At 64.3% G+C, this 10,787-nt stretch carries 15 protein-coding genes and 1 pseudogene; 11 read left to right on the forward strand and 5 right to left on the reverse strand.

Annotated elements, in window-relative coordinates; translation table 11 throughout:
* The 11 genes from bchZ to ACILRA_RS13185 all read left to right on the forward strand — a co-directional run.
* Nucleotides 1-1,438 (forward strand): chlorophyllide a reductase subunit Z (gene bchZ / locus ACILRA_RS13135; RefSeq protein ID WP_395662547.1); only part of this gene is annotated, 1,438 nt, incomplete at its 5' end.
* Between the two features lie 52 nt (nt 1,439-1,490).
* Nucleotides 1,491-1,706, forward strand: coding sequence for a hypothetical protein (locus tag ACILRA_RS13140; protein WP_395662548.1), 216 nt, complete (start codon nt 1,491-1,493; stop codon nt 1,704-1,706).
* Between the two features lie 138 nt (nt 1,707-1,844).
* Nucleotides 1,845-2,063 carry a light-harvesting antenna LH1, beta subunit gene (pufB, locus tag ACILRA_RS13145; RefSeq protein ID WP_395662549.1) on the forward strand — a complete coding sequence of 73 codons (219 nt, stop codon included), beginning with the start codon at nt 1,845-1,847 and terminating at the stop codon, nt 2,061-2,063.
* Between the two features lie 13 nt (nt 2,064-2,076).
* Nucleotides 2,077-2,259: a light-harvesting antenna LH1, alpha subunit gene (gene pufA, locus ACILRA_RS13150; protein WP_395662550.1), complete on the forward strand. Its 183-nt coding sequence runs from the start codon at nt 2,077-2,079 to the stop codon at nt 2,257-2,259.
* A 114-nt stretch (nt 2,260-2,373) separates the two neighbouring features.
* Nucleotides 2,374-3,198 (forward strand): photosynthetic reaction center subunit L, encoded by an 825-nt coding sequence (gene pufL / locus ACILRA_RS13155; RefSeq protein WP_395662551.1) that lies wholly within the window; start codon nt 2,374-2,376, stop codon nt 3,196-3,198.
* Nucleotides 3,199-3,218: 20 nt separating this feature from the next.
* A complete protein-coding gene (gene pufM, locus ACILRA_RS13160) occupies nt 3,219-4,190 on the forward strand; it encodes a photosynthetic reaction center subunit M (protein WP_395662561.1) in 972 nt (323 codons plus the stop codon).
* A gap of 13 nt (nt 4,191-4,203) precedes the next feature.
* Nucleotides 4,204-5,259: a photosynthetic reaction center cytochrome PufC gene (gene pufC / locus ACILRA_RS13165; protein WP_395662552.1), complete on the forward strand. Its 1,056-nt coding sequence runs from the start codon at nt 4,204-4,206 to the stop codon at nt 5,257-5,259.
* A gap of 94 nt (nt 5,260-5,353) precedes the next feature.
* The gene (pufB, locus tag ACILRA_RS13170; RefSeq protein ID WP_395662553.1) at nt 5,354-5,509 is read left to right on the forward strand and encodes a light-harvesting antenna LH1, beta subunit; all 156 of its coding nucleotides are present in this window, start codon (nt 5,354-5,356) and stop codon (nt 5,507-5,509) included.
* A 12-nt stretch (nt 5,510-5,521) separates the two neighbouring features.
* A complete protein-coding gene (locus ACILRA_RS13175) occupies nt 5,522-5,833 on the forward strand; it encodes a light-harvesting protein (protein ID WP_395662554.1) in 312 nt (103 codons plus the stop codon).
* A 184-nt stretch (nt 5,834-6,017) separates the two neighbouring features.
* Entirely contained in the window at nt 6,018-7,421 is a 1,404-nt protein-coding gene (locus tag ACILRA_RS13180) for a PucC family protein (protein WP_395662555.1), read from the forward strand.
* A gap of 45 nt (nt 7,422-7,466) precedes the next feature.
* Nucleotides 7,467-8,057, forward strand: a complete 591-nt coding sequence (locus ACILRA_RS13185; RefSeq protein ID WP_395662556.1) for a hypothetical protein — start codon at nt 7,467-7,469, stop codon at nt 8,055-8,057.
* Between the two features lie 229 nt (nt 8,058-8,286).
* On the opposite strand, the gene fni is transcribed toward ACILRA_RS13185, so the two are convergent.
* The 5 genes and pseudogenes from fni to ACILRA_RS13210 all read right to left on the reverse strand — a co-directional run.
* Complete coding sequence (fni, locus tag ACILRA_RS13190) at nt 8,287-9,306, reverse strand: type 2 isopentenyl-diphosphate Delta-isomerase (RefSeq protein WP_395662557.1); 1,020 nt, start codon at nt 9,304-9,306, stop codon at nt 8,287-8,289.
* A 36-nt stretch (nt 9,307-9,342) separates the two neighbouring features.
* On the reverse strand, nt 9,343-9,723 hold the full coding sequence (locus ACILRA_RS13195) for a c-type cytochrome (RefSeq protein WP_395662558.1): 381 nt from the start codon (nt 9,721-9,723) through the stop codon (nt 9,343-9,345).
* 30 nt (nt 9,724-9,753) lie between these two features.
* Nucleotides 9,754-10,056, reverse strand: coding sequence for a hypothetical protein (locus ACILRA_RS13200; protein ID WP_395662559.1), 303 nt, complete (start codon nt 10,054-10,056; stop codon nt 9,754-9,756).
* A 6-nt stretch (nt 10,057-10,062) separates the two neighbouring features.
* Nucleotides 10,063-10,545 (reverse strand): TspO/MBR family protein, encoded by a 483-nt coding sequence (locus ACILRA_RS13205; RefSeq protein WP_395662560.1) that lies wholly within the window; start codon nt 10,543-10,545, stop codon nt 10,063-10,065.
* Nucleotides 10,542-10,787, reverse strand: a pseudogene (locus ACILRA_RS13210) (geranylgeranyl diphosphate reductase); the annotation flags it as partial. The gene ACILRA_RS13205 and the pseudogene ACILRA_RS13210, both read right to left, overlap by 4 nt.

The following is a 10,787-nucleotide window of genomic DNA, read 5'->3' on the forward strand; positions in this document are numbered from 1 at the left end:
AGTCCTCGATCATGACCGCGCCGGCGGATACTGGGGTTCAGTCTACGTCTTCACCGCCATCAAGGGATTGCAGGTGATCATCGACGGCCCGGTGGGTTGCGAGAACCTGCCCGTCACCTCGGTGCTGCACTACACTGACGCGCTCCCCCCGCATGAATTGCCCATCGTCGTCACCGGACTCTCGGAAGAAGAACTCGGCCAGCACGGCACCGAGGGTGCGATGCGCCGCGCCCACAAGGTGCTCGATCCGTCGATGCCGAGTGTGGTCGTCACCGGCTCCATCGCCGAGATGATCGGCGGCGGTGTGACGCCGCAAGGAACAGGAATCCAGCGCTTCCTGCCGCGCACCATCGATGAGGACCAGTGGCAATCCGCTGACCGCGCCATGTATTGGCTGTGGACGGAATTCGGCATCAAGAAGAAGCAGGTGCCAACCCTCAAGCCCCGCAAGGAAGGCGAGAAGCCCCGCGTCAACATCATCGGACCCATTTACGGCACCTTCAACACATGGTCAGACCTCGCAGAGATCCGCCGCCTCGTTGAAGGCATTGGCGCTGAGATCAACATGTGCTTCCCGCTCGGCAGCCACCTGGCTGATGTGCCGAAGCTGGCCAATGCCGAAGCGAACATCTGCATGTATCGCGAATATGGCCGCAAGCTTTGCGAGAATCTCGACCGCCCCTACCTTCAGGCGCCGATCGGGCTGCATTCGACCACCAAGTTCCTGCGCGCCCTTGGCGAAATCCTGGGGCTGGATCCTGAGCCCTTCATCGCCAAGGAAAAGCACACCACCATCAAGCCGCTGTGGGACCTGTGGCGCTCGGTCACGCAGGATTTCTTCGGCACCGCCAGCTTCGGTGTCGTGGCGAATGAAACCTATGCCCGCGGCCTCCAGCACTTCCTCGAGGAAGAGATGGGCCTTCCCTGCAACTTCGCAGTCTCTCGCAAGTCCGGCGAGAAGACGGACAATGAGACGATCCGCAAGCTGGTGAAGGAGAAGACGCCGCTCATCCTCTTCGGCAGCTACAATGAGCGCATGTATCTGGCGGAAGCGGGCGGACGGGCCATGTATATCCCCGCCTCCTTCCCCGGCGCCATCATCCGCCGCCACACCGGCACGCCCTTCATGGGCTATGCGGGTGCGACCTACCTCATCCAGGAAGTGTGCAACGCGCTGTTCGATGCGCTGTTCAACATCCTGCCGCTCGGCACCGACATGGACAAGGTCGAGGCAACGCCCGCAAAGCGCGAGCATGAACTCGTGTGGGATGCCGCCGCCAAGGCCGCACTCGACGAACTCGTCGAGCGCCAGCCGGTGCTGGTGCGCATCTCCGCCGCCAAGCGGCTGCGTGACGGGGCCGAGGCCCACGCCCGCAAGGCGCAGTCGGCGACCGTTGCCGAAGAAGACGTACTCTCCGCCATCAAGGAGCTCGTGTGATGCGCGTGGCTCTCAACAACAATCAGTCTGCAGACATCAGGAGGAAACCAGCATGTCGATGATCAACGCCTCGCACCGCGAGGAAAGCAAGATCGAGTTCAGCCTGCTCATGTGGCTGGCCTTCGCGGTCTTCTTCGTGGCGATTGCATTCACGCGGCTCATCCCGCGTTCGTTGCGGCCGCGCATTGGCGGCCATGACGAGGGCAAGTCCATTTTCGCAGCGGCCAAGGCCGCCACGCACAATTCGATTCCCTTCGCCTTCATGTGAGGCGGAGACACGGAATTCGCCGGGCCTTGTGCCTGGCGGATGCTGCCAAGGGCTCCCCCGAGCCTGAAGCACCCGGGCCGCGCGGGATTTCAGCGGTGACAGGGCCTCTCACGGGGCCTTCAGACGGAGGTCAGTCAAATGGCCGACAATAAGGGGTCCGGAATTTCGGGCCTTACTGAAGCCGAAGCCAAGGAATTCCATGGCATGTTTATCACGAGCTTCATTGCCTTCACGGTTGTGGCGATCGTCGCCCACTTCCTTGCCTGGCAGTGGCGCCCGTGGATCCCTGGACCCAATGGCTATGAGAGCAGCGACATCACGCCGGTGCTTCACCAGCTGACGTCGATGTTCACGTAAAGGAGGATTGGATATGTGGCGCATTTGGCTGTTGTTCGATCCCCGCAGGACGCTCGTCGCAATGGCGACCTTCCTGTTCGTTCTCGCACTCATCATCCACTTCATCCTTCTGTCCACCGACCGGTTCAACTGGCTGGAAGGCGGCGTGAAGAAGGCTGCAAGCCTGGATGTCACGTTGAGCGAGATGATCGGCTGAGGCCGTTCATCCCGCAACACCCTTGTGGACGGAACAGGCGTTCTACCGCGGGTTCCGTCCACGAACCGCACCGATTGAAGCATGCCGGCCCTGGGCCGGAACGGAGCAACTGCAATGGCAATGCTGAGTTTTGAGAAGAAGTACCGGGTACGTGGCGGCACGCTGATCGGCGGTGACCTGTTCGACTTCTGGGTCGGGCCCTTCTATGTGGGCTTCTTCGGTGTGCTGACCGCCTTCTTCTCGGTGCTGGGCACCGCACTCATCGTCTATTCGGCGGCCATCGGGCCGACCTGGAACCTCTGGCAAATCAACATTGCTCCCCCCGACCTCTCTTACGGGCTGGCGCTTGCGCCGATGAGGGAGGGTGGCCTCTGGCAGGTCATCACCGTCTGCGCCACCGGCGCCTTTGTGAGCTGGGCGCTGCGCGAGGTGGAGATCTGCCGCAAGCTCGGCATCGGCCTGCATGTGCCGGTCGCCTTCTCCTTCGCGATCCTGGCCTTTGTGACGCTCGAGATCATCCGCCCCGTGCTGCTGGGCGCCTGGGGGCACGCCTTCCCCTATGGCATCATCAGCCACCTCGATTGGGTGTCGAACGTCGGCTACCAGTTTCTGCACTTTCATTACAATCCGGCGCATATGATCGCCATCACGCTGTTCTTCACCTGCACGCTGGCGCTCGCCATGCATGGTGGCCTGGTTCTGTCGGCCACCAACCCGCCCAAGGGCGAAACGGTGAAGACGGCCGAGCACGAGAACAGCTTCTTCCGCGATCATATCGGCTACTCCATCGGCACGCTCGGCATCCACCGGCTGGGTCTGTTCCTTGCATTGGGTGCTGTGTTCTTCAGCGCCGTCTGCATCGTCATCTCCGGGCCCTTCTGGACCCGCGGCTGGCCTGAATGGTGGAACTGGTGGCTCGATCTGCCGATCTGGTCGTGACGGGGGAGAACAAAATCATGATGATCGAATATCAAAATATCTTCACCCGCGTTCAGGTCCACGGACCGGCCGACCTAGGTGTTCCCATGAAGCCCGGCAACTGGCCGCGCGAAAAGGGCACGACCACCAACTGGCTCCTAGGCATCATCGGTGACGCGCAGATCGGTCCGATCTATCTCGGCACCCTCGGCATCGCCTCGCTGCTGTGCGGCTTCATCGCCATCGAGATCATCGGCCTCAACATGCTGGCCTCGGTGAACTGGAACCCCATCGAGTTCGTGCGCCAGCTGTTCTGGCTCGGCCTCGAGCCGCCGCCGGCCAAATACGGCCTGGCGCTGGCGCCCCTGAACGATGGCGGCTGGTGGCAGATGGCGGGCTTCTTCCTCACCGCCTCGATCCTGCTCTGGTGGCTGCGCACCTACAGGCGGGCCCGCGCGCTCGGCATGGGCACGCACATCGCCTGGGCCTTCGCCGCTGCGATCTGGCTTTACCTGGTGCTGGGCTTCATCCGCCCGCTGCTGCTCGGCAACTTCTCGGAAGCCGTGCCCTTCGGCATCTTCCCGCACCTTGATTGGACGGCTGCCTTCTCGATCCGCTACGGCAACCTCTTCTACAACCCCTTCCACATGCTCTCGATCGCCTTCCTCTATGGCTCGGCCCTGCTGTTCGCCATGCATGGCGCAACGATCCTTGCGGTGTCACGGCTTGGCGGCGAGCGCGAGATCGAACAGATCATCGACCGCGGCACGGCATCTGAGCGTGCGGCCCTGTTCTGGCGCTGGACCATGGGCTTCAACGCCACGATGGAGTCGATCCATCGCTGGGCGTGGTGGTTCGCGGTGCTCTGCCCGCTGGTGGGCGGCATCGGCATCCTTCTCACCGGCACGGTCGTCGACAACTGGTACCTCTGGGCCGTCAAGCACGGTGTGGCCCCCATGTACCCGATGGACCTGACGGCCCCGGTTCTCGACCCCGCCGCGGCGGCCCAATAGGAGTGACGGAAACATGAAACTTTCAGCTTCCGCCCTCACGGCATCGCTGCTCGGCACGGTCGTCACCATCCTGCTCGTCATCCCGATGATGCTGCAGTGGGAGCGCCCGCCGATGGATACCGAGCAGCTCGGCTTCCGCGGCCTCGGCATGGAGCAGGTGACGAACCCGCGCATCGCCAGAACGCTTGAAGCCCTGAACAAGGCGCCCGTGCCCGACGATCCGGTCGACAATGACGGCGTGCTCGTCAAGGACGACAAGGAAAACTATCAGAACGTCCAGGTGCTGGGCGATCTCGATACGGCGCAGTTCAACCGGCTGATGAACTCCATCACCACCTGGATTGCCCCGCAGGAAGGCGACAACGCCGGCTGCGCCTATTGCCACAATGTGGAGAACATGGCGTCTGACGAGATCTACACCAAGGTCATCGCGCGCCGCATGATCCAGATGACGCGCACCATCAACACCAAGTTCGCCAGCCACGTGCAGCAGACCGGTGTCACCTGCTACACCTGCCACCGCGGCAATGCGGTGCCGGCCAATGTCTGGTCGATCAACCCCGGCCCCAAGCAGGCCGGCGGCATGGCGGCCAGCCGCAACGGCCAGAACCTCGGCGGCTTCTCGGTGCCCGCTTACAGTTCGCTGCCCTATGACCCCTTCACGACGCTGCTCGCACCCAATGCGAACATCCGTGTCGTCGCCTCGACCGCCCTTCCCGGCGGCACGGGCGGCACCATCCAGGACACGGAGAAGACCTATGCCCTGATGATGCACATGTCGGATGGCTTAGGGGTCAACTGCACCTTCTGCCACAACTCCCGCCAGTTCTCGAGCTGGGAGGAAAGCCGCCCGCAGCGCGTCACCGCCTGGCACGGCATCAAGATGGTGAGCGAGGTGAACCACACCTACATGGATCCGCTGGCCCCTGTGTTCCCGGACAACCGCAAGGGTCCGCAGGGCGACGTGCTGAAGGTCAACTGCGCCACCTGCCACAACGGCATCAACAAGCCGCTCTATGGCTTCAGCATGGCCAAGGAATACCCAGAACTTTCGGTGCCCAATCCATGAGGCACCGCATACCGAGTCTTGTTGTTGATAAAACGACGGGAAACCTCCGTGCGGGTCCAGCACGAAACCTAGTCTAAGTCTGGAGGATAATCCGATGTCAGACGATCCGAACAGGGTGTGGCCCACTGGCCTCACCATCAGGGAGTCAGAAGAACTGCACAAGCACGTCATTGACGGTGCGCGTGTGTTCTTCGTGATCTCCGTCATCGCCCACCTGCTGGCGTATACCCTTACGCCCTGGATGAATTAGAGGAGACCTGACATGAACCAAGGAAGAATTTGGTGCGTGGTGAACCCCACCGTGGGTCTGCCGCTTTTCATTGGCGGCGTGCTCACAACCTCGTTCATCGTCCACGCCTCGGTGATGAGCCACACCACCTGGATGTCGAAGTTCTTCGAGGGCGCCACCGTTGCCTCGGCCTCGGCCGAGACGACTGTCGCTCCGGTCGCATCCAATGTGGTGAAGACCGACCAGGGCTACGTCATCACGGTGACGGTCGCCCCGGACCAGGCTGGCCAGGCAGTTCAGGTATCCTCCCTCGAGGTACCGGCAGCTGCGCCCGATCAGCAATAATCCTCCGTCGTGCCGGCAAGGAGGGCGCGGTCAAGTGCTGCGCCCCGCCCTGCCTGCGGGACGGCGTCAACGTGGCGATAGGTGCGCGGGCTTGCGGCAAGCAGTCCCCATGGCGGCTTTACGCACCGCACACCTTTCGTTGACTGGTTTTGCGCTGGATGAACATCTCGAATAGCGGCACGCGATGAACCGCCTTAGCGAAAACCTCATGAAGGCATGGATCGGGCTTGGCGCCAGATACCTGCCCTTCGCCGATGCCGCGACCGCGGATGTGCCGCTGTCGCGCCTGTTGAGGCTGTCACTCTTCCAGGTCAGCGCGGGCATGACGTTGGTGCTGCTCGTTGGCACGCTGAACCGCGTCATGATCGTGGAGCTCGGCGTTCCCGCCTCCCTTGTCGCGGTGATGCTGGCATTGCCGCTCATCTTCGCGCCGCTCCGCGCGCTCATCGGCTTCAAGTCTGACATTCACCGCTCCGAGCTTGGCTGGAAGCGGGTTCCCTTCATTTACCGCGGCAGCATGGTGCAGTTCGGCGGCCTCGCCATCATGCCCTTCGCCCTTCTCGTGCTGGCGCATCAGGGTGAGTCGGCATCGCTTCCCGCCTGGGTTGGCCAGGCCGCGGCGGGCCTCTCCTTCCTGCTCGTGGGGGCTGGCCTCCACATCACCCAGACCGTGGGTCTGGCACTCGCCACGGACCTCACACCGCCGGAGCGCCAGCCACAGGTGGTGGGCCTCATGTATGTGGCCCTGCTCGTGGGCTCGATCGTCAGCGCGCTGCTCTTTGGCGCCCTGCTGGAGGACTTCACGCCCGGCCGCCTCATCCAGGTCATCCAGGGCTCGGCCGTCGCCATCCTGGTGCTCAACGGCATCGCCGTCTGGAAGCAGGAGGCGCGCGGTGGCGCGCGGCTTCATCAGCCCGGCCAGCGCGATCCCACCTTCCAGGAGAGCTGGTCCTACTTCATTTCGGGTGACAAGGCAGTCCGGCGCCTCCTTGCGGTGGGCCTCGGCACGCTGGCCTTCAGCATGCAGGACGTGATGCTGGAGCCCTATGGCGGCCAGGTGCTGGGCATGGCCGTATCGCGCACGACGCTGCTCACCGCGGCCATGGCGGGCGGCGGGCTCGTCGGCTTTTCGCTCGCCTCCTATGTGCTGGGCCGCGGCTTCGATGCCTTCCGCATGGCAGCAATCGGCGCCTGGGTCGGCGTTCCGGCCTTCATCATGATCATCGTCTCGGGTGTCATCGGCCAGCCCGCGCTTTTCGTTCTGGGCACGGTGCTTGTGGGCTTTGGCGCAGGCCTGTTCGGCCACGGCACCCTGACCGCCACCATGAACCAGGCACCCGCCAGCCAGCGCGGTCTGGCGCTCGGCGCCTGGGGCGCGGTGCAGGCCACCGCCGCCGGGGCAGGCGTCGCCCTGGGCGGCGTGATGCGCGATATGGTGGCGGCCTTCACCCCCTCCGGCATCTTCATTCCTTATGCCAGCGTCTATGCGCTGGAGGTGATCTTGCTTATGGCGGCCATCGTAACAATGGTCGGCATTTTTCGGAGCACCACCAGCCTTGGGCCAGGCACGACAGCCCGCACCAGATGAACCCGCATTGAAACCGCAAGGGACGCCAGTCCATAGGGAGTTGCCATGAGCCACGAAATCAGCCGGATGTACGCCACCGCCGAAGCCGCGCGCGCCGCCGCCGCCGAGTTGGCGGAAGAAGGTTTTGACGATGTCCACGTCGTCAACCCGCCCTCGAACCCGGATGCGCCGGTCTCCGCCATTGCCGCGCAGATCGCGTTGGGCCGGGTGCTGCTGTCCGACGCGAAGGTCTACGCTGAGGGCGTATCCAAGGGCGGCTCACTGGTCACGGTGCATGCCCCCTTCGGTTCCGGCATGCTGGCCACCAGCGTGCTTGACTCGCATGAGCCCATCGCCTCCGGCATGCCGGAGCCCGCGCCGGCCCGCATGTGGGACGAGGCAGCCCCGCTCTCCAGCGCCCTGCAGATCGACCTTCTCTGGCGCGATGCCACCCCTGCCTCGCGGGTCATGGGCATCCAGCCGCTGACCGGCTCCGACTGCAGCGCCTCCGGTGTCATCGGCATGCCCCTGCTCAGCAACAATCCCGCGCCGCTCTCCTCCCTCGTCGGCATGTCCACGCTGAGCCGCGGCGGAACCCCGCTCTCCTCCCTCATCGGCATGCCCCTGCTCACCCGCAGCAAGGGCGCGATGTGGTAAGCGCCTGACGGCGAGACATGGGCGGTGATCTCGGCTGACCGCCCGCCAGACCGTCCCTGTGGTCCCTCACCTCCCCCAACTTCGTTGGGTCCCCTTCCTCTCCCGCAATGCGGGAGAGGACACCCCATGTCTTCTCCCGCTCCTTCAGCGGGAGAAGAAGGGACCCGTTGCGGCACGCAACGGGGAGATGAGGGGAGGCAAACGCCGTCCCGAACCACGCACAACCACCTCAACCAAGCAGTTCAGCGCCGGCAAGCGCCGCAAGGTCGCGTGACCCGGTGGCAAGGCAGGCGATTCTCAGCGCCTCGACGAAAGCTTCGACATGGGCGATCACCGCCTCGGTTCCCGCCATCGCAGGGCCCAGCAGCGAGGCCGCCTGCCCCACCAGCGTGGCGCCCAGCCTGATGGCCTTGGCCGCGTCCAGCCCATGGCGGATGCCGCCCGAGGCGATGAGCGGCAGTCCGGGGCAGGCCTGGCGCACATCGGCCAGGCAGCGCGCGGTTGGTATTCCCCAGTCGCGGAAGATCTCGCCCAGCGCGTGGCCTTGGCCGCCGCCCGCGCGGTTTCCCTCCACGGCCGCCCAGCTGGTGCCGCCCGCACCTGCCACGTCGATTGCCGCCACGCCGCAGCTGGCCAGCCGGCGGGCCACGGCGCCTGAAATGCCGCTTCCCACCTCCTTGGCGATAATGGGCACATCAAGCGCCCGCGCCAGCTGCGCGATCGCGGCCTCGACACCGGCCCAGTTGCGGTCGCCACCCTCCTGGAGTGCCTCCTGCAGCGGGTTGAGGTGCAGGATCAGCGCATCCGCCCCGAGTTGCCCCACGGCCCGCCGGGCTTCCTCAAGCCCCATGCCGGCCACCAGCTGCACCGCGCCGAGGTTGCCGTAGATCGGAATATCGGGCGCGATGCGGCGAAGTTCCGGCCCCAGGCCGTGCCGGTCGCTGGTGGTGAGCGAGATCCGCTGCGAGCCGACCCCCATGGCGAAGCCCATGGCTTGCGCTGCTTCCGCTATGGCGCGGTTGACGCGCTCGGCCACATCCGGCCCCCCCGTCATCGAGGAGGCGAGGAACGGCAGCCGCAGCTTGGCGCCAAGAAACGCCGCCGAGAGGTCGATGGCATCGAAATCCACCTCCGGCAGGGCATTGTGCATGAAATGGATGGAGTCAAATCCGGCGGGCGCGGTGTGCCGCGCCGCGCCCGACATGACGATGTCGATATGGTCACGCTTGCGGCGGCCGATCTCGCTCATGCGATATGATCCGGAGAGGCCGCCATGCGGTCACGATCAGGGATGGGCCTTGAGATAGGCGATGACGTTCGCCACATCCTCGGGCTTCTTCAGGCCGGCGAAGGCCATCTTGGTCTTGGGCACGAAGCCCTTGGGGTCCGGCAGATAGGCGGTGAGCGTCGCCTCATCCCAGACGACGCCTTCAGCGCCCTTGGCGATCATCGCTTCGGAATACTTGTAGCCTTCGACCGAGGCGGCCTTGCGGCCGATCAAGCCCTTGAGCGTCGGGCCGACCTTGTTCACGCCCTTTTCGACTTCGTGGCAGGCCTTGCACTTGGCAAACACCTTCTCGCCGGCGGCGGCGTCGCCTTCGGCATGGGCGGGCACGGCAAAGAGGACGGCCGAGGCGAGCGCTGCGAGGATCAGTTTCTTGGACATTCGAATTTCCCTCCCGGAAATGGAGATAAGCTAGTGTTCGTCCGACGGCACGCCACCGGCCTGCCTGGCGGAGCGTAGTCTTAGGGCGATGTCGGCAATATGTGCAAGCAGCGCCGCAGCAAGGCAGATCGCCACAAACAGCCATCCCGCATCCTGCAGAATCGCCCGCAGCGCCAGAACCAGTGAGCCGCCCGCCAGGCTGGATGCCACGAAGGACACCAGCGCCAGCACCTGCCCGCGGCGCCAGAGATAAGCACCGAAAAGCAGCGTTTCAGCCACCAGAACCACGAGAATCACGTCTGCGATGCGGCCGCTGCGGATGAACTCATCCATCGCATGTCACGCGAAGGGCTTGTTCATCTGCACGATGCGGTAATTGAGGAACATGGCGGTGGACACCCATGCGAGATAGGGCAGCATCAGCAGCCCTGCGATGGTGGAATAGCTGCCCAGCACCAGGATCAGGGACAGGATCGACAACCAGAGCATCGCCACCTCGACCAGCGCCCAGTCCGGCCGCCTCAACTTGAAGAAGATACCGCTCCACGCAATGTTCAGGATGCTGTTGATGATCAGCACGGCAAGGACAGCGGATCTGCCGCCCGCGCCCTCGGCCGCCTCCCAGGCCAGCGCAGCCGAAATCGCGGAGAGAACCAGGATCACCGTCCACACCGGGCCGAAGGCCCAGTCCGGCGGCTTCCAGGAGGGCTTCTTCAGCTGCGCATACCAGGGGCCGGTCTCTGTCAGCACGCCGCCCGCCACCGCCACGATCACGGCAACGAGGGCCGAGCCGCCGAGTGCCCAGAGAAAGCCGTCCGTCATGTCGGCCGGGCGATGCCGAGAAGATGCGCCATGTCCTTGAGGAAGATTTTCACATGCGCCAGCGGGCTTTGGCGCACCAGCTTCTTCTCCGTGTAGGACTCCCAGGTCAGGCGCTGCACGTCCTTGTCCTCGCACATCTTCACGAAGCTCTCGCGCCGCTTGTCGCTCGAGTACCAGAAATACTGCATGATCCCCAGAACCCAGAACACCGTTCCGTGCTCCTTCATGAAGCGCTTGCGCGC

It is taken from the genome of Aestuariivirga sp. (assembly GCF_044239095.1).
GTDB lineage: Bacteria > Pseudomonadota > Alphaproteobacteria > Rhizobiales > Aestuariivirgaceae > Aestuariivirga.